General features: G+C 58.2%; 23 protein-coding genes and 1 pseudogene. 17 read left to right on the top strand and 7 right to left on the bottom strand.

The genetic code is table 11. The features are described from left to right. Window positions 1-84: 84 nt before the first annotated feature. The 5 genes from AB4P97_RS16630 (at window position 85) to AB4P97_RS16610 (ending at window position 5,565) form a co-directional block, all read left to right on the top strand. Window positions 85-993, top strand: coding sequence for a carbohydrate ABC transporter permease (locus AB4P97_RS16630; protein WP_042560606.1), 909 nt, complete (start codon window positions 85-87; stop codon window positions 991-993). Further along, on the top strand, window positions 986-1,831 hold the full coding sequence (locus tag AB4P97_RS16625) for a carbohydrate ABC transporter permease (protein ID WP_042560605.1): 846 nt from the start codon (window positions 986-988) through the stop codon (window positions 1,829-1,831). Before AB4P97_RS16630 ends, AB4P97_RS16625 begins: the two co-directional genes overlap by 8 nt. 2 nt (window positions 1,832-1,833) lie before the next feature. After that, complete coding sequence (locus tag AB4P97_RS16620; protein WP_395601360.1) at window positions 1,834-2,994, top strand: ABC transporter ATP-binding protein; 1,161 nt, start codon at window positions 1,834-1,836, stop codon at window positions 2,992-2,994. A gap of 193 nt (window positions 2,995-3,187) precedes the next feature. Then, a complete protein-coding gene (locus AB4P97_RS16615; protein WP_042560603.1) occupies window positions 3,188-4,537 on the top strand; it encodes a carbohydrate porin in 1,350 nt (449 codons plus the stop codon). A gap of 173 nt (window positions 4,538-4,710) precedes the next feature. Beyond that, a complete protein-coding gene (locus AB4P97_RS16610; protein WP_042560602.1) occupies window positions 4,711-5,565 on the top strand; it encodes a D-hexose-6-phosphate mutarotase in 855 nt (284 codons plus the stop codon). A gap of 147 nt (window positions 5,566-5,712) precedes the next feature. On the opposite strand, the gene AB4P97_RS16605 is transcribed toward AB4P97_RS16610, so the two are convergent. Continuing rightward, entirely contained in the window at window positions 5,713-6,573 is an 861-nt protein-coding gene (locus AB4P97_RS16605; protein ID WP_171057240.1) for a MurR/RpiR family transcriptional regulator, read from the bottom strand. Window positions 6,574-6,799: 226 nt separating this feature from the next. Between AB4P97_RS16605 and zwf the strand changes: the two genes are divergently transcribed. The 4 genes from zwf to AB4P97_RS16585 all read left to right on the top strand — a co-directional run bounded on the left by zwf (window position 6,800) and on the right by AB4P97_RS16585 (window position 10,687). Then, window positions 6,800-8,266, top strand: coding sequence for a glucose-6-phosphate dehydrogenase (gene zwf / locus AB4P97_RS16600; protein WP_042560601.1), 1,467 nt, complete (start codon window positions 6,800-6,802; stop codon window positions 8,264-8,266). Further along, a complete protein-coding gene (gene pgl / locus AB4P97_RS16595; protein WP_395601359.1) occupies window positions 8,253-8,966 on the top strand; it encodes a 6-phosphogluconolactonase in 714 nt (237 codons plus the stop codon). The genes zwf and pgl overlap by 14 nt, the downstream gene beginning before the upstream one ends. 17 nt (window positions 8,967-8,983) lie before the next feature. Next, the gene (locus AB4P97_RS16590) at window positions 8,984-9,649 is read left to right on the top strand and encodes a bifunctional 4-hydroxy-2-oxoglutarate aldolase/2-dehydro-3-deoxy-phosphogluconate aldolase (protein WP_395601358.1); all 666 of its coding nucleotides are present in this window, start codon (window positions 8,984-8,986) and stop codon (window positions 9,647-9,649) included. A 312-nt stretch (window positions 9,650-9,961) separates the two neighbouring features. Further along, window positions 9,962-10,687, top strand: a complete 726-nt coding sequence (locus tag AB4P97_RS16585; RefSeq protein WP_395601357.1) for an intradiol ring-cleavage dioxygenase — start codon at window positions 9,962-9,964, stop codon at window positions 10,685-10,687. 5 nt (window positions 10,688-10,692) lie between these two features. Here the strand turns inward: AB4P97_RS16585 and AB4P97_RS16580 are convergent, their stop codons facing one another. After that, window positions 10,693-11,874 (bottom strand): aminotransferase class V-fold PLP-dependent enzyme, encoded by a 1,182-nt coding sequence (locus AB4P97_RS16580; protein WP_273876217.1) that lies wholly within the window; start codon window positions 11,872-11,874, stop codon window positions 10,693-10,695. Window positions 11,875-11,905: 31 nt separating this feature from the next. Further along, on the bottom strand, window positions 11,906-12,142 hold the full coding sequence (locus AB4P97_RS16575) for a DUF3820 family protein (protein ID WP_003227425.1): 237 nt from the start codon (window positions 12,140-12,142) through the stop codon (window positions 11,906-11,908). Between the two features lie 204 nt (window positions 12,143-12,346). Between AB4P97_RS16575 and AB4P97_RS16570 the strand changes: the two genes are divergently transcribed. Then, entirely contained in the window at window positions 12,347-12,814 is a 468-nt protein-coding gene (locus tag AB4P97_RS16570) for a PA2169 family four-helix-bundle protein (protein WP_047300134.1), read from the top strand. Between the two features lie 87 nt (window positions 12,815-12,901). Here AB4P97_RS16570 and AB4P97_RS16565 read toward each other — a convergent pair whose 3' ends face one another. Both AB4P97_RS16565 and AB4P97_RS16560 read right to left on the bottom strand, forming a co-directional pair. Then, the gene (locus AB4P97_RS16565) at window positions 12,902-13,372 is read right to left on the bottom strand and encodes a MaoC family dehydratase (protein WP_003227420.1); all 471 of its coding nucleotides are present in this window, start codon (window positions 13,370-13,372) and stop codon (window positions 12,902-12,904) included. 42 nt (window positions 13,373-13,414) lie between these two features. Then, window positions 13,415-14,359, bottom strand: coding sequence for an alpha/beta hydrolase (locus AB4P97_RS16560; protein WP_042560595.1), 945 nt, complete (start codon window positions 14,357-14,359; stop codon window positions 13,415-13,417). Window positions 14,360-14,558: 199 nt separating this feature from the next. Here AB4P97_RS16560 and fadD2 point away from each other — a divergent pair, with 199 nt between their 5' ends. Both fadD2 and fadD1 read left to right on the top strand, forming a co-directional pair. Then, complete coding sequence (gene fadD2 / locus AB4P97_RS16555) at window positions 14,559-16,247, top strand: long-chain-fatty-acid--CoA ligase (RefSeq protein WP_210622711.1); 1,689 nt, start codon at window positions 14,559-14,561, stop codon at window positions 16,245-16,247. A gap of 348 nt (window positions 16,248-16,595) precedes the next feature. After that, window positions 16,596-18,293, top strand: a complete 1,698-nt coding sequence (gene fadD1, locus AB4P97_RS16550; RefSeq protein WP_042560593.1) for a long-chain-fatty-acid--CoA ligase FadD1 — start codon at window positions 16,596-16,598, stop codon at window positions 18,291-18,293. A gap of 170 nt (window positions 18,294-18,463) precedes the next feature. Here fadD1 and AB4P97_RS16545 read toward each other — a convergent pair whose 3' ends face one another. After that, the gene (locus tag AB4P97_RS16545) at window positions 18,464-18,841 is read right to left on the bottom strand and encodes a hypothetical protein (RefSeq protein WP_042560592.1); all 378 of its coding nucleotides are present in this window, start codon (window positions 18,839-18,841) and stop codon (window positions 18,464-18,466) included. A gap of 195 nt (window positions 18,842-19,036) precedes the next feature. Here AB4P97_RS16545 and AB4P97_RS16540 point away from each other — a divergent pair, with 195 nt between their 5' ends. From AB4P97_RS16540 to def, 3 genes are all read left to right on the top strand, one after another. Beyond that, window positions 19,037-19,228 (top strand): CsbD family protein, encoded by a 192-nt coding sequence (locus AB4P97_RS16540; protein ID WP_042560591.1) that lies wholly within the window; start codon window positions 19,037-19,039, stop codon window positions 19,226-19,228. A gap of 164 nt (window positions 19,229-19,392) precedes the next feature. Next, window positions 19,393-20,349 carry a YihY/virulence factor BrkB family protein gene (locus AB4P97_RS16535; protein WP_047300128.1) on the top strand — a complete coding sequence of 319 codons (957 nt, stop codon included), beginning with the start codon at window positions 19,393-19,395 and terminating at the stop codon, window positions 20,347-20,349. Next, the gene (def, locus tag AB4P97_RS16530) at window positions 20,346-20,885 is read left to right on the top strand and encodes a peptide deformylase (protein ID WP_150597740.1); all 540 of its coding nucleotides are present in this window, start codon (window positions 20,346-20,348) and stop codon (window positions 20,883-20,885) included. Before AB4P97_RS16535 ends, def begins: the two co-directional genes overlap by 4 nt. Window positions 20,886-21,011: 126 nt before the next feature. Here def and AB4P97_RS16525 read toward each other — a convergent pair whose 3' ends face one another. Then, a complete protein-coding gene (locus AB4P97_RS16525) occupies window positions 21,012-21,422 on the bottom strand; it encodes a GNAT family N-acetyltransferase (RefSeq protein WP_042560588.1) in 411 nt (136 codons plus the stop codon). Between the two features lie 754 nt (window positions 21,423-22,176). On the opposite strand from AB4P97_RS16525, the pseudogene AB4P97_RS16520 reads away from it, so the two are divergent. After that, window positions 22,177-22,905, top strand: a pseudogene (locus AB4P97_RS16520) (PAS domain-containing protein); the annotation flags it as partial. Between the two features lie 51 nt (window positions 22,906-22,956). After that, the gene (locus tag AB4P97_RS16515; protein WP_224787096.1) at window positions 22,957-23,496 is read left to right on the top strand and encodes a methyl-accepting chemotaxis protein; all 540 of its coding nucleotides are present in this window, start codon (window positions 22,957-22,959) and stop codon (window positions 23,494-23,496) included.

Raw genomic sequence — 23,496 nt, 5'->3', positions numbered from 1 at the left:
TGCAAGTAAGAGCACTGCCCTGCTTATCTTGCAGCTTGAAACTTGCAGCTTGTAGCTGCTCTTCTCTTTTTTATGGATTTCCCCATGAGTTCTGTTGCTGTGTTCAGCAAAGCCTCGCCGTTCGATGCATTGCAGCGCTGGCTACCTAAACTGGTGCTGGCGCCGAGCATGTTCATCGTGCTGGTGGGCTTCTATGGCTACATCCTGTGGACGTTCGTGCTGTCGTTCACCACCTCGACATTCCTGCCCAACTACAAGTGGGCCGGTCTGGCGCAATACGCGCGGTTGTTCGACAACGATCGCTGGTGGGTCGCGAGCAAGAATCTCGCGATGTTCGGCGGTATGTTCATCGGCATCACCTTGGTGATCGGCGTATTGCTGGCGGTGTTCCTCGACCAGCGTATCCGTCGTGAAGGCTTTATCCGCACCATTTACCTGTACCCGATGGCGCTCTCGATGATCGTCACCGGTACCGCGTGGAAGTGGCTGCTCAACCCGGGCATGGGCCTGGACAAATTGTTGCGTGACTGGGGCTGGGAAGGCTTCCGTCTCGACTGGCTGATCGACCCGGATCGCGTGGTGTATTGCCTGGTGATCGCGGCTGTATGGCAAGCCTCGGGCTTCATCATGGCGATGTTCCTCGCCGGCCTGCGCGGGGTTGACCAATCGATCATCCGTGCCGCGCAGATCGATGGCGCGAGCATGCCGCGCATCTACTGGAAAGTCGTGCTGCCAAGCCTGCGTCCGGTGTTCTTCAGTGCCGTGATGATTCTGGCGCACATCGCAATCAAGAGCTTCGACCTGGTCGCGGCGATGACGGCCGGTGGTCCGGGTTATTCCTCCGACCTGCCAGCGATGTTCATGTACTCCTTCACCTTCAGTCGCGGCCAGATGGGCATGGGCTCGGCCAGTGCGATTCTGATGCTCGGTGCGATTCTCGCGATCATCGTGCCTTACCTGTACTCCGAGCTGAGGACCAAGCGTAATGACTAGTCTCGCTGCCAAATCCCCCATCAGCCTGAGTCGCATCGCGATCTACGCGGTGCTGATCCTCGCGGTGCTCCTGTATCTGGTGCCGCTGGTGGTCATGCTGCTGACCAGCTTCAAGACCCCGGAAGACATCGGCACCGGCAACCTGCTGAGCTGGCCGACCGTGGTCACCGGCATCGGCTGGGTGAAAGCCTGGGCCACCGTCGACGGCTACTTCTGGAACTCGATCAAGATCACCGTCCCGGCCGTGATCATCTCCACCGCCATCGGTGCGTTGAACGGCTATGTGCTGTCGTTCTGGCGCTTCCGCGGTTCGCAACTGTTCTTCGGCCTGCTGCTGTTCGGCTGCTTCCTGCCGTTCCAGACCGTGCTGCTGCCGGCCTCGTTCACCCTCGGCAAGATGGGCCTGGCGAGCACCACTACCGGCCTGGTGTTCATTCATGTGGTTTACGGCCTGGCGTTTACCACGCTGTTTTTCCGTAACTACTACGTGAGCATTCCCGATGCATTGGTGAAAGCCGCACGCCTTGATGGCGCAGGGTTCTTCACCATTTTTCGGCGGATCATTCTGCCGATGTCGACGCCGATCATCATGGTTTGCCTGATCTGGCAGTTCACCCAGATCTGGAACGACTTCCTGTTCGGTGTGGTGTTCTCCAGCGGTGATTCGCAACCGATCACGGTGGCGCTGAACAACCTGGTCAATACCAGCACCGGCGCCAAGGAATACAACGTTGATATGGCAGCGGCGATGATCGCCGGCCTGCCGACCCTGCTGGTCTATGTGGTCGCAGGCAAGTATTTCGTGCGCGGGCTGACGGCCGGCGCGGTCAAGGGGTAATCATGGCAACGCTCGAACTTCGCAACGTAAACAAGACTTATGGCCCCGGCCTGCCGGACACCCTGAAGAACATCGAACTGTCGATCAAGGAAGGTGAGTTCCTGATCCTCGTCGGCCCGTCGGGCTGCGGCAAGTCGACGCTGATGAACTGCATCGCCGGGCTGGAAACCATCACCGGCGGCGCGATCATGATTGGCGATCAAGACGTCAGCGGCATGAGCCCCAAGGATCGCGACATCGCCATGGTGTTCCAGTCCTACGCCTTGTACCCGACCATGAGCGTGCGCGAGAACATCGAGTTCGGTCTCAAGATTCGCAAGATGCCGCAGTCGGCGATCGACGAAGAAGTCGCTCGCGTGGCCAAGCTGTTGCAGATCGAACACTTGCTCAACCGCAAGCCGGGCCAGCTCTCCGGTGGTCAGCAACAGCGTGTGGCGATGGGCCGTGCGTTGGCGCGTCGGCCGAAGATTTATCTGTTCGACGAACCGCTGTCCAACCTCGACGCCAAGCTGCGCGTCGAGATGCGCACCGAAATGAAACTGATGCACCAGCGCCTGAAAACCACCACGGTGTACGTGACCCACGACCAGATCGAAGCGATGACCCTGGGCGATAAAGTGGCGGTGATGAAAGACGGCATCATTCAGCAGTTCGGCACGCCAAAAGAGATCTACAACGACCCTGCCAACCTGTTCGTGGCGAGCTTCATCGGTTCGCCGCCGATGAACTTCATCCCGCTGCGTCTGCAACGCAAGGACGGTCGTCTGTTGGCGCTGCTCGACAGTGGCCAGGCCCGTTGCGAACTGCCGATGGGCATGCAGGACGCCGGTCTTGAAGACCGCGAAGTGATCCTCGGCCTGCGCCCGGAACAGATCGTTCTGGCGAACGGCGAGGGCAACGGCCTGCCGAGCATTCGCGCTGAAGTGCAGGTTACCGAGCCGACCGGTCCGGACACGCTGGTGTTCGTCAATCTGAACGACACCAAGGTCTGCTGCCGTCTGGCGCCAGACGTGGCGCCGCAAGTGGGCGGGAGCCTGACGCTGCAATTCGATCCGTCGAAAGTGTTGTTGTTTGATGCCAAGACTGGCGAGCGGTTGGGCGTTGCCAGTCAAGCACAGACCGATGCGCGGTCTGCGAACGTGGCCCAATTCAAAGGCCGGTGAAGAACAAATGTGGGAGCGAGCCTGCTCGCGAAAGCGGTCTGACATCCAGCACTGATGTCGCCTGATACACCGCATTCGCGAGCAGGCTCGCTCCCACAAAGGAGCACGCGGTGGATTGCCTGTAATCCATCGCACTTTATGTAAACCGCGTTAGATAAAAACAGTTAATAACAATAAAGACGAGGATGTAGGGATGAAAATGAAACACGTCAATGCCCGGTTGATCTGCCAAGTGTCAGCTGCGGCAGCACTGGTGCTGGCCGGCAATGCGATGGCGGCGGATGCTTTCAGCTCCGACTCCAAATGGATGACCGGTGACTGGGGTGGCGAGCGGACCAAGCTGATCGAGCAGGGTATCGACATCAAGGCCGACTACGTTGGGGAAGTCGGTGGCAACCTGAACGGTGGCTTCAACGACGACAAGACTGCGCGTTACGCTGACCAGTTCGGTCTGGGCGTGGCACTCGATCTGCAAAAGCTGTGGGGCTGGGACAACACTCAGGCCAAGATCCAACTGACCAACCGTAACGGCTACAACATCTCCAACGACCGTGTTGGTGATCCACGTGCCGGCACCTTGAGTTCGTCGCAGGAAGTCTATGGCCGTGGCCACATGGTGCGTCTGACCCAGTTGTGGATTCAGCACCAGTTCTTCGACAACAAACTCGACGTCAAGGCCGGTTACTTCGGTGAAGGCGAAGACTTCAACACCTTCCCATGCGACTTCCAGAACCTGGCGTTCTGCGGTTCGCAAGTGGGTAACTGGGCGACCAACATCTGGTACAACTGGCCCGTCAGCCAGGCCGCGATCCGTGTGAAGTACAACATCAATGATGAGCTCTACGCTCAGATCGGTGCGTACAACCAGAACCCGTCGCAACTTGAGCACGGCAACGGCTTCAAACTCAGCGGCAGCGGCACCAAAGGCACCGTTTTGCCGGTCGAACTGGTCTGGTCGCCGAAGGTTAACAGCCTGCCGGGCGAATACCGCGTCGGTTACTACAAGAGCACGGCGGACGCTGATGATGTTCGTGAAGACATCAATGGTTTCGACGCTGCCACTACTGGCGATGCCTACAAGACCCACAGCAGCAAAAGCGGTTACTGGTTCGTGGCGCAACAGCAACTCACCAGCCATAACGGTGATGCGACCCGCGGCCTGAACATCGCGGCCAACGCCACGTTCCACGACAAGGACACCAACTTCATCGACAACTATCAGTCGGTGATGTTTGTCTACAAAGGCCCGTTCGACGCACGTCCCAAGGATGACGTCGGTATCGGCGCGGCGCGTATCCACGTCAACAAGGACGTGAAGCGCAACGCTGAACTGCTGAACGCTTCCAACGGTGTGTCCGACTACGACAATGCCGCGTTCTCGCCAATTCGTGAAACCGAATACAACTACGAGATCAACTACGGCTTCCACGTCACCAACTGGCTGACCGTGCGTCCTAACCTGCAATACATCACACACCCGGGCGGTGTTGATGAAGTGGACAACGCTCTGGTCGCCGGCCTGAAAATTCAGTCGGTGTTCTAACGCGTCTGCGATAAGCTCCTCTCTATGTGCGCATATTTGCGGACAGCGAGGGGCGTTCTCAATTGTTTGTACCCGCCACGGTGGGAAAAACAATTGAGAGCGCCCCTTAGGCTGTCCGCTTTTTTTTGGGGCAGGCGCCGCCCTGTGAAAGACGATTTCAGGACTGTGGTCCCATGCATGAGCATCCGCTGCAACGCTTCTTCAAATCCCTGCGCGAGCAACCTGTTTTCGCTTGGGAGCGCTATCAGATGCGCGACGTTTTGGTGATCGATCATCCGCTGTGTCAGGCGGTGTTCAGTCGTCAGGGCGCGCAGTTGCTGCACTTTCAGCCGCGCGGGCAAAAGCCGTGGTTGTGGTGTGCGGCGAAGTGGCCGCATGTGGGTGCGATTCGTGGTGGCGTGCCGGTGTGCTGGCCGTGGTATGGCCGCCATCCAAGCGAAAACGCGTGGCCTTCCCATGGTTGGGCGCGCCTGCTCGACTGGAAGTTGCTAGACAGCAGCAGCGCTGAAGATGGCGTGCGCCTGCACTGGCAATTGCAATTGTGCGACTGGCAGGTTGACCTCCACGCTCACCTTGGGGAACGCATGGAGTTGCGCTTGAGCACCGAGCACCAGGACGACATGCCATGCCAGTTGAGCCAGGCTTTGCACGCTTACTGGCGTATTGGTGATGTCGGTGAGATAGCGCTGTCTGGGCTCGAAGGCGCGCAAGGTTATGACCAGTTGAACCGCCAGGCTTGCCAGCAGGAAGGCGAGTTGCGGGTCGACGGCGGCTGTCAGCGGGTGTTCCAGCACGACGGCGAATTACAGCTCAAGGATCACGCCTGGCAGCGCGAGTTGTGCATCGATACGGGTGACAGTGCAGACACGGTGGTGTGGCATCCGGGCTCGCGGCCGTTGCTGGGCGTTAGCTGGGATGAGGTGTTGGAGTTTGTGTGTGTTGAAGCGGCGGCGGGGGGCACCGACAGTCTGCATCTGGCGCCGGGGGAGAAGGCGCATTTGAGTTTGCAGGCGTGGGCGGCTGCCTGAATTTGTACTGTTGCTGCTGGCCCCATCGCTGGCAAGCCAGCTCCCACAGGTTCGGTGGTAGTCATCGATTTTGCGTACGACGCCGACACTGTGGGAGCTGGCTTGCCAGCGATGAGGCCGGATCATTCAATAAAGAATCATCAGACCTCAGTTGAACTCATCCCCAACCGGATACCGGCTCGCATTCAAGCTCTCTTTGATCTTGCGCAGATGCGGCTGGAAATCCACCCCGCGACGCAGCGTCATCCCGGTCGCCAACACATCCAGTACGGTCAACTGAATGATCCGCGAAGTCATCGGCATATAAATGTCGGTGTCTTCAGGCAATGGGATGTTCAGGCTCAAGGTACTGGCCTTGGCCAGCGGCGAATTCTCGGCGGTCAAACCCAGCACCGAAGCACCGTTCTCGCGAGCAATGCGCGCCACTTCCACCAGTTCACGGGTGCGGCCGGTGTAGGAGATGATCACGAACAGCTCGCCGGTGTGCGCAACCGAAGCAATCATCCGCTGCATCAATACATCGGCATGCGCTGTCACCGCCAGGTTGAAACGGAAAAACTTGTGCTGCGCATCCAGGGCCACCGGCGCCGAAGCCCCGAGGCCGAAGAAGTGAATCTGCCGCGCCTGAATCAACAGGTCGACGGCACGGCTGATCAGGTTCGGATCAAGCGCCTGACAAGCGCTGTCCAGTGAGGCAATGGCACTGCCGAAAATCTTCTGCGTGTACGCTTCGGGATTGTCATCGGCCTCGACCGCCCGGCTGACATACGCCGCGCCGCTGGCCAGGCTCTGCGCCAGTTGCAGCTTGAGCTCGGGGTAGCCGCTGACGCCGAACGAGCGGCAAAAACGGTTGACCGTCGGCTCACTCACCGACGCAGCCTGGGCGAGGGCGGCGATGCTGAAGCGGGTGGCCTGCTGCGGGTTGAGCAGGATCACTTCGGCGACTTTGCGTTCGGCCTTGTTCAGGTCTTCAAGGCGACTCTGGATCTGTTCCAGTAAATTTCGCACGCGATCCATATGGAATTCCTAATTCACCTGCGCAAAGGTGCGCCGGGCTATGCAAATTGGGCCTTTGATATCGCCCGTAACGGTGGCCTATCCTACTGATGGCTCCGACCGACCACCACTCGGAATCTATATTTTGCGAAAATGTTGTGTTTATTACTACATTTTCCCTTGAGTGATGCCTTGAAAAAAGGTATTTGTAGCTTAACTTGATAAAAGAACAAACATCATGCCTTCGATTACGGTTGAACCGTGCACCTTTGCCTTGTTCGGCGCTCTTGGCGATCTGGCCCTGCGCAAGTTGTTTCCTGCCCTTTATCACCTCGATGGCGCTGACCTGTTGCACGAGGACACGCGCATCATCGCGCTGGCCCGTGAAGACGGCACCGAGCAGCAGCACCTGGCATTCATCTCCGCCGAATTGCGCCGCTACGTCGGCAACGAGTTGAACGAGGCCGTCGCCGAACGTTTTCTGGCGCGCCTGACCTACCTGCACGTCGACTTCCTCAAGGCTGAAGATTACGTCGCGCTGGCCGAAATGGCCGGCAGCACGCAACGCATGATTGCCTACTTCGCCACTCCGGCGGCGGTGTACGGCGCGATCTGCGAGAACCTGGCGAATGTCGGGCTGGCAGAAAACACCCGCGTGGTCCTGGAAAAACCGATCGGCTCCGATCTGGAATCCTCGCGCAAGGTCAACGACGCCGTGGCGCAGTTCTTTCCGGAGAACCGCACCTACCGTATCGACCACTATCTGGGCAAAGAAACCGTTCAGAACCTGATCGCCCTGCGTTTCGCCAACAGCCTGTTCGAAACCCAGTGGAACCAGAATTACATCTCCCACGTGGAAATCACCGTGGCCGAGAAGGTCGGTATCGAAGGCCGCTGGGGCTATTTCGACAAGGCCGGCCAACTGCGCGACATGATCCAGAATCACCTGTTGCAGCTGCTCTGCCTGATCGCCATGGACCCGCCGGCCGACCTGTCCGCCGACAGCATCCGTGACGAGAAAGTCAAAGTGCTCAAGGCGCTGGCGCCGATCAGCCCGGAAGGCCTGACCACTCAGGTCGTGCGCGGCCAGTACATCGCCGGACACAGCGAAGGCAAATCCGTACCGGGCTACCTCGAAGAACCGAATTCCAACACCCAGAGCGACACCGAAACCTTCGTCGCCCTGCGTGCCGACATCCGCAACTGGCGCTGGGCCGGCGTGCCGTTTTACCTGCGTACCGGTAAACGCATGCCGCAGAAACTCTCGCAGATCGTCATCCACTTCAAGGAACCGTCGCACTACATCTTCGCCCCCGAGCAGCGCCTGCAGATCAGCAACAAACTGATCATCCGCCTGCAACCGGACGAAGGTATTTCCTTGCGCGTGATGACCAAAGAGCAGGGCCTGGACAAAGGCATGCAATTGCGCAGCGGTCCGCTGCAACTGAATTTCTCCGACACCTGGCGTAGCGCGCGGATCCCCGATGCCTACGAGCGGTTGTTGCTGGAAGTGATGAACGGCAATCAGAACCTGTTTGTCCGTAAAGATGAAATCGAAGCCGCGTGGAAGTGGTGTGACCAGTTGATCGCCGGGTGGAAAAAATCCGGTGACGCGCCCAAGCCGTACGCGGCCGGGTCGTGGGGGCCGATGAGCTCCATTGCATTGATCACGCGGGACGGGAGGTCGTGGTATGGCGATATCTGATGTGAAACTGCCTGCGGGCGTGAATGCCCACGCATTCAGGAGCCCGGTGCTGTTGGCCGAAGGTCTGGCGCTGAATGTGGCCAAGCAACTGAGCGATGCCATCGCCGCACGCGGCAACGCGGTGCTGGTGGTGTCCGGCGGGCGCAGCCCGGTGGCGTTTTTCCAGCACTTGGCCAAGCAGGAGCTGGACTGGTCGAAGGTCGTCGTGACTCTCGCCGACGAGCGCTGGGTGCCGGTTGAACATGCCGACAGCAACGCCGGTCTGCTCAAGCAATATTTGCTCAAGGGCCCGGCCGCCAAGACGCAATTCCTCAGCCTCTACAGCGCTGCGGCGAATGTCGAGCAGGCTGCCGAACAGGCTGACCGTCTGCTCGCCGAATTGCCGCCGATTGATGTGCTGGTGCTGGGCATGGGCGATGACGGCCACACCGCGTCGCTGTTCCCCGACAGCCCGAACCTGGCCCAGGCGCTGCAAACCGACGGCACGCGTCGTTGCTGGCCGATGCTGGCGCCAAGTGTGCCGCGTCAGCGCCTGACCATGAGCCGTGCGCTGCTGGCTTCGGCCAAACACAAGATTCTGTCGATTTCCGGTCAGTCGAAACTGACCACCCTGAATGCCGCGCTGGCATCCGATGACGTCGCGGCCATGCCGGTGCGCGCGTTTCTGCAACCTACGTTAGAGATTTACTGGTGCCCATGAGCCAAGGAACAGCCGCTATGACAACCCTATCCCCGACCGTTTCCATGGCGGACAAAGTTGCCCTGATCGACAGCATCTGCGCCAAGGCACGGATCCTGCCGGTGATCACCATCGCCCGCGAACAGGACGTGCTGCCGCTGGCCGACGCCCTCGCTGCCGGTGGTCTGACCGCGCTGGAAGTCACCCTGCGCTCACAGTTCGGGCTCAAGGCCATCCAGATCCTGCGTGACCAGCGCCCGGAGCTCATGACCGGCGCCGGCACTGTGCTGGATCGCAACATGCTCGCGGCAGCTGAAGCGGCCGGCTCGCAATTCATCGTCACCCCAGGCATTACCCGTGACCTGCTCGAAGCCAGTGTCGACAGCCCGATTCCGCTGTTGCCAGGCATCAGCAATGCCTCCGGGATCATGGAAGGCTACGGTCTGGGTTATCGCCGCTTCAAGCTGTTCCCGGCGGAAGTCAGCGGCGGCGTGGCCGCGATCAAAGCCCTCGGCGGTCCGTTCGGCGAAGTGAAATTCTGCCCGACTGGCGGCGTCGGCCCGGCCAATATCAAGAGCTACATGGCGCTGAAAAACGTCATGTGCGTGGGCGGTAGCTGGATGCTTGATCCTGAGTGGATCAAGAACGGCGACTGGGCCCGCATTCAGGAATGCACCGCCGAAGCGTTGGCGCTGCTGGACTGATCAATACCTGACACTTCGTTGTGTGTTCTACGGCTTTACGGTGCGCTTGGTCGGTGCACCGTTTTTTTTTGCCTGTAGAAAACGGGCGCTCCCTTGTTTAAAAACCACATCAAAAGATCGCACCCTGCGGCAGCTCCTACAGGAGGCGTGACAGTTTTTCTGTAGGAACTGTCGAGTGAAACGAGGCTGCGATCTTTTGATCTTGCTTCTAATGAACCAGGTCATCGGTTACTCAGCGATACATAGTTACCGCACCGCAAATTTTTCGTGGCGCTAACCTTGCGTTCATCTTATGGAAGAGAGGACGTACTCATGGAGCGAGATCTCGCATCAACCGCGCAGCAGTCGCTGTATCAACTGGCTCCCGAGCAAATCGCCGGGCCATTCTTTCGCAACCCCAAACTCTTGCGGCGCAACATCAGCGAAGGTGCTGAAGGGGTGCCGCTGATCCTGCGTCTGACCATCGTTGATGCCATGACCGGCGAGCCCGTCAACGGTGCGCTGGTGGATATCTGGCATTGCAACGCAAGGGGCGCGTACTCGGGCTGGAGCCGCCTCAATCCGGACGCGGAAGTCGATGTCGCGGCCATCGGCTCTATCCCGCGCACGGACGATGACACTTACCTGCGCGGCAGCCAGTTCTGTGATCACATGGGCCGCGCCCGATTTACCACCGTCTATCCCGGGTTCTATGCCGGGCGCGCGCTGCACATCCATGTGGCGGTGCGCATCGTTGCCGGTAACGAATACCTGGAGGAGCGCAATGTCGCCTGGGTCGGCCAGCTGTATTTTCCCGAGGTGGTTTCCCGGTCAGTGCTCAATGCCCAGGCCTACCGCGGGCGAGCGTCGTTGCCGCTGAACAACGCCGAGGACGTTCTCTATGCCAGCCAGAACGGTGAAGCCTCGACGCTGGCGGTCTGGCCGATCGGTCGAGAGTCGCACGAGGACGGCTTCTTCGGCCACCTGACTATCGGCATCGACACCTTCTCGGTGTCGTCGCAGATCAAACCCGAGGACTTCGACAAGTACACGGTTTGAGCCAGTCAACGCAGCTCGTTGAGCGCGCGGGTCAGTAACTGCATGTCGATGGCGGTGGTGGTCACCCCCGGCGTAATACGGATGCATGGCCCACACGCGGCGCCGGTGCGCACCACGGTGAACAGCTTGTATTCATTGAGCAGTCGCTCGGCCATCAACTGTTGATCGTCATGGCGGGTGAACCGCATCGCCGTGATCCCGCAATACAGTCGCGGATCATCCGGGGTCATGACTTCGATACCGGGCAAGTGTCGCACGGCGCTGACCCAAAGATTGCGCAGGTAGTTGAGCCGCGCACCTTTGGCCGCAGCGCCTCCAAGTGAACGATGTTCCTCGAACACCAGCGGCAAAGTCATCAGCGCCGGGATGTTCGGCGTGCTGTACGACGTGCGTGCGCGGATGTCGTTGCGTGGGTAATGCATCTCGCCCATGTCCGGATCGATATCAGCCAGGCGTTGCGGAGCGATATAGAGAAAGCCGAGGGTCAGCGGCGCGCCGATCCATTTGTGCAGGTTATAGCCGGCGAACGCGATACCCATGGCTTCGAGATCGAATTCGATCTGACCCAGCGCATGGGCGCCGTCGAGGATGATATCGACGCCATGTTCCTTGGCCAGCGCGGCAATCGCCTGTACCGGCATTACCAGGCCGGTGCGGTGGGTAACATGGGTCAGCGCCATCAACTTGAGTTTCGGGTGGCGAATGAACGTCTCGCGATACGTCTCCAGCAGGCTGTCGAAACTGGCCGGATGCGCGTGCGCTATCTCGATCACCTCGACGCCGCGATGCCTTGCCAGCCAGCGCATGGCCCCCTTGACCGTGTCGTACTCCAGATCACAGATCAACACCTCATCGCCCGGTTGCAGGCGGTTGTAGTTGCGGATCAGCGATTGCAGGCCTTCGGTGGCGTTGCGGGTGAACGCGATACTCTGCGCACGCACGCCCATCAGCTCGGCCAACTGTGCCCGGATCTCGAGGTTGTCGTGCTGTTCGAAGCGTTGGCGTACATACACCGAGTTGCTGTTGTTGATCATCTCGATGTTGCGCTGATACTCCTCGATCACCGTGCGCGACATGCGCCCGAAGTAACCGTTCTCCAGGTTTATCGGCGCGGATTGAGCGTCGTAGCGATTGCTGAACGTTTGCCAGAAGTCTTCATCACGGGCGCGGCGGGTGTTATCAGGCATGGTCGGCTTAACTCTGATAGAGAAGGGCGCTTCAGTGGCGCGGGGCAGGTTTGCCGTGTTTGGCGCGCAGTGGTTCGAGCAAGTCCGAGAGGCCGTTGTGGTCGATCTCCTGCATCAATGCCAGCAAGCCACCGAGTTCGCCGTGGGGAAACCCCTCTCGGGCAAACCAGTTAAGGTAAGGCCCTGGCAGGTCGGCAATGATCCGGCCCTTGTATTTGCCGAAGGGCATTTCGCGGGTGATCAGCAGTTCGAGTTTTTCTGGATTCATCGGTTTTCGTCTGGATTCAAATCAGATTGAAAAATACAGGCATTCTGCATGCAGGCCAAATGACAGATCATGCAAATTACCGAGATACAGATAGTTCATTTATCTTTAAATTGTTGATTTATAAAGGTTTTTAAAAAATAAGAAAGCTGGCACGCACTCTGCAATATCCCTTGCATCTTTCATCAACCCGCAAGGAATTGAAAAATGACCGACGTTAATAAAGAAGCCATCTCTGTACTGAACGACCTGATCGAAACCAGCAAAGACGGTCAGGAAGGGTTCAAGACTTGCGCTGAAGACATCAAGCATCCTGAACTGAAAACCCTGTTCGCGACTCGCTCCGCCGATTGCGCCACTGCCGCTGCCGAGCTGCAAGCTGAAGTTCGCAAACTGGGTGGCGATCCGGAAACCTCCACCAGTGTCAGCGGTGACCTGCACCGTCGCTGGGTCGACGTCAAAGCCATGTTTACCGGCAAAGACGAAGAAGCCGTGCTGAACGAAGCCGAGCGCGGTGAAGACCACGCCCTCAAGGCTTATCGTGAAGCCATCGAAAAAATCAACAAACACAACCTGGTCGGTATTCGTGATCTGGTTGAACGTCAGTACCACGGCGTACAACGTAACCACGACCAGGTGAAAGCCCTGCGTAACCAGGCCCGCGCACGCTCGTAAGCGTTCGTAGGCTGTATAAAAAACGCCAGCTAGCCTGGCGTTTTTTTATGTCTGGGTGGAAAGATTTTCCTGACGCAGCGCAATCAATCAGCCAATGCTGATCGCCGGCAACGTCGGCAGCGTCACTGTCTGCTGCTTGCGCGGCGCCAGAATCTCGGCCTCGCCATCCACGACCAACTCATCACGCTGGTTGAACACGCGAGTGGCAATGCGCACGCGAAACTTCGGCAGCTTCTCGAGAATTTCCAGACGTACAGTCAAGGTATCGCCAATCTTCACCGGCTTTTGAAAGCTCATCTGCTGACCGATATAAATGGTGCCCGGCCCAGGCAGTTCGCAGGCCACCGCCGCACTGATCAGCGCGCCGCTGAACATGCCGTGGGCGATGCGCTCCTTGAACATGCTGGCGGCGGCGAACTCGGCGTCCAGGTGCACCGGGTTATGGTCGCCCGACATCGCGGCGAACAGCTGAATGTCACGCTCTTCGACAGTCTTGCTGTAGCTGGCGGTCTGGCCGACTTCGAGGGCTTCGTAAGGGATGTTGGTAACCTGGGTCATCGGTCTCGATTCCTGTGATGGATTGGATCAATCCACAAAAATTTATTCGCTGCGCTGAGGGCGTGGATGGCTCAGGGTCTGGTCGATCCAGGCCAGCACATCGGCGATCACTTCGTCGCGATTGGTTTCGTTAAACAATTCGTGCCGCGCCTGCGGGTAGATCTTCAGTTGCAGGTTCTGGCTGCCGGCCGAGCGCAATGCATCAGCCAGATCTTTCAGACGTTTGCCATCGCTCACCGGATCACATTCACCACCGATTACCAGCAACGGCAGGCCCGGAGCGATCTGGGCGAGATTGGACGCTTTGCTGATTTGCTGCAAGCCGCCGAGCAAGTCGATCCACAGCTGATTGGTGCAGCGAAAACCACACAGTGGGTCGCTGGCGTACTTGTCGACTTCAGCCGGATCGCGGCTCAGCCAGTCGAAAGGTGTGCGCACCGGTTTGAATTTTTTGTTGAACGAGCCGAACGACAGCCACTCGATCAGCGCGCTGCGTCCCTTGCCGCCCTGGCGCAGCTTCTCCAGACGGGCGATTTGCCGCGCCGCACCATAGAGCGCCACTGGTTGAAAATTCGAGCCACTGAGAATTGCCCCATGCAGACTGGCGCTGTGATGCAGCAGATAACCCTGGGCGAGGTAACTGCCCATGCTGTGTCCGAGCAGGATGATCGGCACGCCGGGGTGCTGCTGGCCGATGTGCTGGTTGAGACTGGCAAGATCACCGACGACTTTGCACCAGCCGTCGTCATCGGCGAAATGTCCGAGGGTGCCGTTATCGGCGGTTTTGCCATGTCCGCGAAGATCCGGGGCATACACGCCGTAACCTTTGTCGCAAAACGTGTCGGCTAATCGGGCATATCGAGCGCTGTGTTCCGCCATGCCGTGGGCCAGCAGGATCACCGCTTTGAGTGGCCCGGGCGGCAGCCAGCGATTGACGTACAGGCGGCTGCGGTCACTCGCGTCCAGCCATAAGGTGTCGTGGGTCATGGCGATTCCTTTGCTCAGAGTCGGCACATTGTATAGCGCGTCTGATCAGCCCACGCCACGGCACGAAGATTCACACGATCAATGAGGACCTCGCCCATATTTGCCTGAATGGCCATAACTGCTAGTGTCCGTGAAGCTCCGCTTTTTCAGAAATGACAGAAAGCGGCCCGGATCGGCTCAGGTAAAGAGGACAAGAACAATGCAACCTGATTTCTGGAATGACAAACGCCCCGCCGGCGTACCGCTGGACATCGACATGGGGGAGTTCAAGTCGGTGATCGAGGTGTTCGAGCGTTCCTGCAAGAAGTTCGCGGATCGCCCGGCGTTCAGCAACATGGGCGTGACCTTGACCTACGCCGAGCTTGAGCGCCAGAGCGCAGCCTTCGCCGGTTACCTACAGGCGCATACCGATCTGGTGCCGGGGGATCGCATCGCGGTGCAGATGCCCAACGTCCTGCATTACCCGATTGCCGTGTTCGGTGCGTTGCGTGCCGGGCTGATCGTGGTCAACACCAACCCGCTGTATACCGCGCGGGAGATGCGCCACCAATTCAAGGATTCCGGCGCGCGGGCGTTGGTCTACCTGAACATGTTCGGCCAGAAAGTCCAGGAAGTGCTCCCCGACACCGACATTCAATACCTGATCGAAGCGAAGATGGGCGACCTGATGCCCACCGCCAAAGGCTGGCTGGTCAACACCGTGGTCAGCAAAGTGAAGAAGATGGTCCCGGCGTATTCACTGCCGCAGGCGATCTCCTTCAAAAGCGCGCTGCGCATGGGGCGCGGTCTGGGCATCAAGCCGCTGAAGGCCGGCCTCGATGATATCGCCGTGTTGCAATACACCGGCGGCACCACAGGCCTTGCCAAGGGGGCAATGCTCACCCACGGCAATCTGGTGGCGAACATGCAGCAAGTGCGCGCCTGCCTTGCGCAACTCGGCCCGGATGGTCAGCCGCTGCTGCGCGAAGGCCAGGAAGTGATGATCGCGCCGCTGCCGCTGTACCACATCTATGCCTTCACCGCGAACTGCATGTGCATGATGGTTTCCGGCAACCACAACGTACTGATCACCAATCCACGGGACATTGGCGGGTTCATCAAGGAGTTGAAGAACTGGAAGTTTTCGGCGCTGCTGGGCCTCAACACCCTGTTTGTCGCATTGATGGAGCATCCGGATTTCAAGACCCTGGATTTCTCCACACTGAAACTGACCAACTCCGGCGGCACGGCGCTGGTGAAGGCGACGGCCGAACGCTGGGAGCAGATCACCGGTTGCCGCATCACCGAAGGTTACGGCTTGACCGAAACCTCACCGGTGGCCTGCACCAATCCGTACGGCGATCAGTCGCGTCTGGGCACAGTCGGTTTGCCAGTGCCGGGCACGCTGTTGAAAGTGATCAACGATGACGGCGTCGAGCAGCCCATGGGCGAGCGTGGCGAGTTGTGCATCAAAGGCCCGCAGATCATGAAAGGCTATTGGAACAAGCCCGAAGCCACCGCCGAAGTGCTGGATGCTGAGGGCTGGTTCAAATCCGGCGACATCGCGGTCATCGATACGGACGGGTTCGTGCGCATTGTGGATCGCAAGAAAGACATGATCATCGTTTCCGGTTTCAACGTGTATCCGAATGAGATCGAGGACGTGGTCATGGCCCACCCGAAAGTCGCCAACTGCGCGGTGATCGGTGTGCCGGACGAGCGTTCGGGCGAGGCGGTGAAATTGTTCGTGGTGGCGCGGGAAAGCGGGGTCAGCCTTGAAGAGCTGAAGGCTTATTGCAAGGAGAATTTCACAGCGTACAAAGTGCCCAAGCACATTGTGTTGCGTGAGTCGTTGCCGATGACGCCGGTCGGGAAGATTCTGCGGCGTGAGTTGCGCGATATCGCATAAAGGGCAAAAGCGCAAAGATCGCAGCCTTCGGCAGCTCTTACATGGGAATGCGTTTCCTGTAGGAGCTGCCGAAGGCTGCGATCTTTTGCTTTCAAGGCCCAAAATTCAGGGGCCTTAGGGGTGTTCTAGGATTTTTGCTCTAAAATGACTGCTAGAAAGTCTTGAGTCATCAATGTGACTGTAGGGGCCGCTTTTGGCTCTAGTCGACCCTCGGCAAAGCTGCTACTCTCGGCGCGCTTTGTGACTTCTCGGCCTATATACAAGCCAGATTCACCAATACAAAACACACACCAATAATAATCGCATCAAATGCGGTGAAGAATTCGCGTTGCTGAGGAGTGGGCTTCCATGATCGAAGACTTTTGGAAGGATAAATACCCGGCTGGAATTGCTGCCGACATCAATCCAGACGAGTATCCGAACATTCAGGCAGTGTTGAAGCAATCCTGCCAACGCTTCGCCGACAAACCGGCTTTCAGCAACCTGGGCAAGACAATCACCTACGGTGAATTGTATGAATTGTCCGGCGCGTTTGCCGCGTATCTGCAACAGCATACCGATTTGCAGCCCGGTGATCGAATCGCCGTGCAACTGCCCAACGTTCTGCAATACCCGGTGGCCGTTTTCGGTGCCATCCGCGCCGGGCTGATCGTGGTCAACACCAACCCGCTGTACACCACGCGGGAAATGGAACACCAATTCAACGACTCCGGTGCCAAAGCGCTGGTGTGCCTGGCGAACATGGCGCACCTGGCCGAAGCCGTGGTGCCGAAAACCGGCGTCAAACACGTCATCGTCACCGAAGTCGCCGACCTGCTGCCGCCAATCAAGCGCTTGCTGATCAACAGCGTCATCAAGTACGTGAAGAAAATGGTCCCGGCTTATCACTTGCCAAAAGCCGTCAAGTTCAACGACGTGCTGAGCAAGGGCCAGGGGCAGCCTGTGGCAGAAGCCAACCCGCACAGCGGGGATGTGGCGGTGCTGCAATACACCGGCGGCACCACCGGCGTGGCCAAAGGCGCAATGCTGACCCACCGCAACCTCGTCGCCAACATGCTGCAATGCAAGGCGCTGATGGGTTCCAATCTTAATGAAGGTTGCGAGATCCTGATCACGCCGCTGCCGCTGTACCACATCTACGCGTTCACCTTTCATTGCATGGCGATGATGCTGATCGGCAACCACAACATCCTGATCAGCAACCCGCGCGACCTGCCGGCGATGGTCAAGGAACTGTCGAAGTGGAAGTTCAGCGGTTTCGTCGGCCTGAACACACTGTTCGTGGCGCTGTGCAACAACGAAGGTTTCCGCAAGCTGGATTTCTCGGCGCTGAAAGTCACCCTGTCCGGCGGCATGGCCCTGCAACTGGCCGCTGCCGAACGCTGGAAAGCGGTCACCGGTTGTGCGATCTGCGAAGGTTACGGCATGACCGAAACCAGCCCGGTGGCCACGGTCAACCCGATCCAGCACATCCAGATCGGCACCATCGGTATTCCGGTGCCATCGACCCTGTGCAAAGTCATCGACGATGCCGGTGTCGAGCAGCCGCTGGGTGAAATCGGCGAGCTGTGCGTCAAGGGCCCGCAGGTGATGAAGGGTTACTGGCAGCGTCAGGACGCCACCGATGAAATGCTCGACAGTGACGGCTGGCTGAAGACCGGTGACATCGCGCTGATCCAGCCGGATGGCTACATGCGTATTGTCGATCGCAAGAAAGACATGATTCTGGTTTCCGGTTTCAACGTGTACCCGAACGAGTTGGAAGACGTGTTGGCAACCCTGCCGGGTGTGTTGCAGTGTGCAGCCATCGGCGTGCCGGACGAGAAGTCGGGCGAGGCGATCAAGATTTTCATCGTCGCCAAACCAGGCGTGACGCTGACCAAAGAACAGGTGATGGAGCACATGCGCGCCAACGTCACCGGTTACAAGGTGCCGCGCTCGGTGGAGTTCCGCGATGCGCTGCCGACCACCAACGTCGGCAAGATCCTGCGCCGCGAACTGCGCGACGAAGAGCTGAAGAAGATCAAGGCGAAAAACGCCGCGTAAACAAAAAGCCCCGCAGATGCGGGGCTTTTTGTTGGTGCAGACTGTAGATGTGCGTTGCCTGTAATGGCGTCTTCGCGAGCAGGCTCGCTCCCACTTTTGACCGTATTTCAACTGACGGAGCGCGGTTGAATGTGGGAGCGAGCCTGCTCGCGAAGCTTTGGCTTTTTCTGTTACTGCCGAAACGGCGCGAAATTCACGTTAGTCCCCGTCGGACGCATGTCCTGCAGATACGAATCCTTGTCCGCACTCAACTCCAGGCTCAACGCAGCCTTGCGCTTGCCTTCGTTACGAATCACCAGCCCTTCGAGCTTCTCACGCAGAAACACGGTCGGCACTTTCAGGTGCAGCAGTTCGTCGGTAGCCGGTGTGTGCATCAGCAGGTGAATCCACTCGTACTGACCGACGGCCAGACGCGCCACCGGCAGGTCGAACCACCAGATGTTGCGGTTACGGTTCAGTTCGGCGAAGTGGCAGTTGTTGACGCCGAGCACGGCACCGCCCAGTTCCTGGTTTCTACGGGCAATGGCCAGCTTTTTATCGAGTTTCATAACATTCCTGCGGGATCGGTTCTCTGGCGCACGGCGCCCATAGGTGCGCATTCTCGGGGCTGGGCGAGTAAACATAAAGCCCAACCTGCTCGCTGCGACGAAATGAGCCGCTAAAAATAAATGAAACTTGGCGCAAAAGCGGCCTGTCAATGATTACGTAATGACTTTCCCCTAACTGCACCAAGGAGAAACACCATGAGTAGCACAGGCGATAAAGTAAAAGGCATGGCCAACGAAGCAGTCGGCAACGTCAAGCAAGGCATCGGTAAAGCTACCGACAATGACAAAATGCAGGTCGAAGGCAAAATCCAAGAGAAGAAAGGCGAAGCCCAGCAAGCTGTTGGCAAAGCCAAAGACGCAGTGAAGAACACTGTCGACAAGGCGTAATCCGGCCTTGAACGAAAGACACGAGCGGCCATCCAAGGATGGCCGTTTTTGTGTCAAAAGCCTGCGGTTATCCTGCAAGGGTCGCCAAACAGGCTACCGTGATGTAAAAAACGGCCCCTGAGTCGCCACGACTTCAACCTGTATTGCGGCGAAAGGAGACGCGAATGATTTTTCCGAACATGAAAGGTCTGCCCCTGCACCGGGTGATGGTGCGCACGGTCACTGAATTCATCGACGACGAGATGTCGACCTACGCCTCGGCACTGGCCTACCAGATGCTGTTCTCGCTGTTCCCGTTCATCCTGTTTCTGATTGCCCTGATCGGTTTCCTGCACCTGCCGGACTTCTTCTCCTGGCTGCGCCTGCAGTCGGAGCTGGTGCTGCCGCCGCAAGCGCTGGAGCAGGTCAACCCGGTGATTGATCAGCTGCAGCAGTCCAAGGGCGGCTTGCTCTCGGTGGGTATCGTCATTGCCCTCTACACCGCGTCTGCCGGCGTGCGCCTGATGATGAGCGCAATGAACGCCGCTTATGACGTTGTCGAAGGCAGACCTGTCTGGAAGCGCTTCCCGTTGTCGATCGTCTACACCGTCGGCATTGCCGGCATGTTGCTGGTGGCGGCGGCGCTGATGGTGCTCGGGCCGCAGGTGATGGGCTGGATCGCCGCGCAGGTGGGGCTTGAGGAATTCATCGTCACCCTGTGGACCATCGCGCGCTGGCCGGTCATCGTGATTCTGATGATGGTCGCCGTGGCACTGATCTACTACGTGATGCCGGACGTCAAACAGGAATTTCGCTTCATCACGCCGGGTTCGGTATTGGCCGTGGTGGTGTGGATCATTGCCTCGTTGGGCTTTGCTTTTTACGTCAAAACCTTCGCCAACTACAACGCGATGTATGGCAGCATCGGGGCGATCATTGTGCTCTTGCTGTACTTCTACATTTCCGCTGCCGTGCTGCTGCTCGGCGCGGAGATGAATGCGGTGATCGAGCACATGTCGAGCGAAGGCAAGGACGCGGGCGAGAAAGTCCCCGGCGAACTCGATGAAACTCCCAAACAACACGTCTCGGGCCTGGGTCGCGATCACTCGATCAAGCCGGACACTGACGAAGCCAGATCATGATTCGTGAAATTCTTAAAATGGGCGACGAGCGCCTGCTGCGTATCGCCCCCCCGGTTCCGCCCGAAATGTTCGACAGCCCTGAGCTGTGGCAACTGATCGACGACATGTTCCAGACCATGGAAAGCGTCGGCGGTGTCGGCCTGGCCGCGCCGCAGGTCGGTGTCGATCTGCAACTGGTGATCTTCGGTTTCGAGCACAGCGAACGTTACCCGGACGCCGAAGCGGTACCGCAGACCATCCTGATCAATCCGCTGATCACGCCGCTCAATACGTTGACGGAAGAAGGTTTTGAAGGCTGTCTGTCAGTGCCCGGTTTGCGGGGGGCGGTGGATCGCTTTCAGCTGATTCGCTACGAAGGCTTTGATCCGAAGGGCGAGCCGATTGTGCGGGTCGCTTCAGGTTTTCATGCACGGGTGGTGCAGCATGAATGCGACCATTTGATCGGCCGGTTGTACCCGTCGCGGATTACTGACTTCAGCAAGTTCGGTTTTACCGAAGTGATATTCCCCGACCTTGATCCCGCAGCGGACGAATAAACCGAGTCCACAAATAATCCCCTGTGGGAGCGAGCCTGCTCGCGAATGCGGTGCATCAGTGGCAGAAACTGGTCTGACACACCGCTTTCGCCATCAGGCTCGCTCCCATATTGGTTTTTATCCGCTTCAAGGGTTCAACCCCATCGCAATCATCGGTTTGCTCCGCGCATACCGGCTCAACCGTTCCGCCATCGCCTGGGGCAGGGCGGGGTCGACACTGAACCCGCGTCGCTCATAAAACCCGCGCAAATCCGGATGGCAGAACAGCCACACCGGCTCTGTCACATCCTTCACCGCAATGCTGATCAACTGCGCAGCAACTCCCTGCTCACGGCATTGCGGATCAACAAACAACCCCGTCAACCAACGCCCACCCGCCACCGGCCGCAGGCATAGCGCCGCAACAATGTCGCCACGTCGCGCCACCCACAGCTGCGCCTCGCGCACGGCTTTCATCGAAGATTGGTGGCGGCGGTAAAACTTGTTCATCAAGGGCCATAACGATTCGTCGAGCAGGCTGTACTGGGTGTCGGGCATGGGATCGGACTGGCGGTGGAGGAGGCGGCGATTATAAAAGAACGTGCGTCACTGGATAGGTGTATACCTGAGCCTACAGTCATGTGAGTGGAGTCATCATCATGTCCAAAGGTATGGATTCAAAGAAAGCCGCGAAGAAGAAACCGGCCAAGACCGCGATTGAGAAGCGGGCGGAGAAAAAAGCCAAGAAAGTAGACGTATTCGGTCACTGATCACGCCATTCGGGAGCCCGGTTCTCGGGCTCCTGCCTCTATCAGAAATAATTTGCCTAGATCTCGCTTGCCATTGCACAAAAGCCTCCTGGAGGCTTTTTTTGTTTCTGGCTGAACCGATTTTTGTGCAAAAAATGCCAGATACTGGCCGACTAGTGGCCTTGCATCAGGCTTTGCGCTGGCTATGCTGACCCATAACTAACTATGTCGACCGTCGTGCCAGGCATGCCGAGTGCATAGGGTTAGTTCGTGATTCATGCTGCCAGAGTGCGCAACCCGAGGCACCGACACTGAACCAACAAGGAGCGTTATCTAAATGGACTTTCTTCAAAACGTTAGGGCTGGCCCTCAACCGGGCTATCAAGAGAAGGATGTCTTGATTAGAGCGTTGCTGCATGGACGCTCCGATTAATCATCATTTATCACCTGACAACTTCCTCCCGTGGAGGAATGCGTGTGCCTGTTCTGTGGAACGTAGTGGTGGATTCTGAAAGACCTGAACTTTCATCAAATCAAAAGAACGCGCGGAAGGTGATACAACCATGTTCAACCTACATCACAAGGCTGACCTGAAGGAAATCGAGCGCTTCAGCTGCGCCTTGACTGAAACCAATGCCAAGTTGGCAGCGATCAGCCGTTCGATGGCGATGATCGAGTTCAGCCCCGATGGCATCGTTCTGGATGCCAATGAAAACTTCTGCAAGACCATGGGTTATGGCGCCGAAGAAGTGCGCGGCAAACATCACCGGATCTTTTGCGAAGAAGCGTTTTATCGCAGCGAGGAGTACGCGAAGTTATGGCGCGACCTGGCCCGGGGCGAGCCGATCAGCGGGACGTTCCTGCGTTTGAACAAGAGCGGCAAGGAGGTCTGGCTCGAAGCCAGTTACATGCCGGTCTATGGCCAGGACAAACAAGTAAAAAGTGTGATCAAAGTGGCGTCGGACATTACCGCGCGGATCAATAAGGAACATGAAGAGGAAAGCATGCTGGCGGCGATTGGTCGCTCGATGGCGGTGATCGAGTTTACGCCGGAGGGCAATGTGATCACCGCCAACGAAAACTTTCTGAAGACCACGCAGTACACGCTCAGCGAAGTCGTCGGCCACCATCACAGCATGTTCTGCCATCGGGCCGAAGCCGAGTCGGTGCAATACAAGGCATTCTGGGCTTCGCTCAATCGCGGCGAATATCACTCCCATCGCTTCGAGCGCAAGAACAAGTCCGGGCAGATGGTTTACCTCGAGGCTTCGTATAACCCGTTGTTCGACGCCAAGGGCCGCTTGTACAAAGTGGTCAAGTTCGCCAGCGACATCACCCATCAGATGACCACGTTGCAGAACGCCGCGGAATCGGCCCACAGCACTTCGGTACAAAACGACGCCTGCGCGCAAAAAGGCTCACAGGTCGTGCAGCAAACGGTGCAGATCATTCAGGACATTTCCCGCGATCTCAACGAAGCGGCGGTCAGCATCGATGCGGTCAGCAAGCAATCGGACATCATCGGCACCATCGTCCAGACCATTCGCGGAATTGCCGATCAGACCAATTTGCTGGCGCTCAACGCGGCCATCGAAGCGGCGCGGGCCGGCGAACACGGGCGGGGTTTTGCGGTGGTCGCGGATGAGGTGCGCAGTCTTGCTGCTCGCACCAGTCAGGCGACGCTGGAGATTGTCGAGGTGGTGCGCAAGAACCATGATCTGTCGCTAAGCGCGGTATCGAGCATGCAATCGAGTCTGAGCCGCACCGGGCTTGGGGTTGAATTGGCGAACGAGGCGGGCGAGGTGATTCTGGAAATCCAGCAAGGCTCGCGGCATGTGGTAGATGCGATCAGCCAGTTCAATGAGACCCTGCAACTGAACTAG

Source organism: Pseudomonas sp. A1230, from assembly GCF_044218825.1.
GTDB lineage: Bacteria > Pseudomonadota > Gammaproteobacteria > Pseudomonadales > Pseudomonadaceae > Aquipseudomonas > Aquipseudomonas iridis.
The sequence above is the reverse complement of the archived record's forward strand: the minus strand, read 5'-3'. Positions and strand labels throughout refer to the sequence as shown.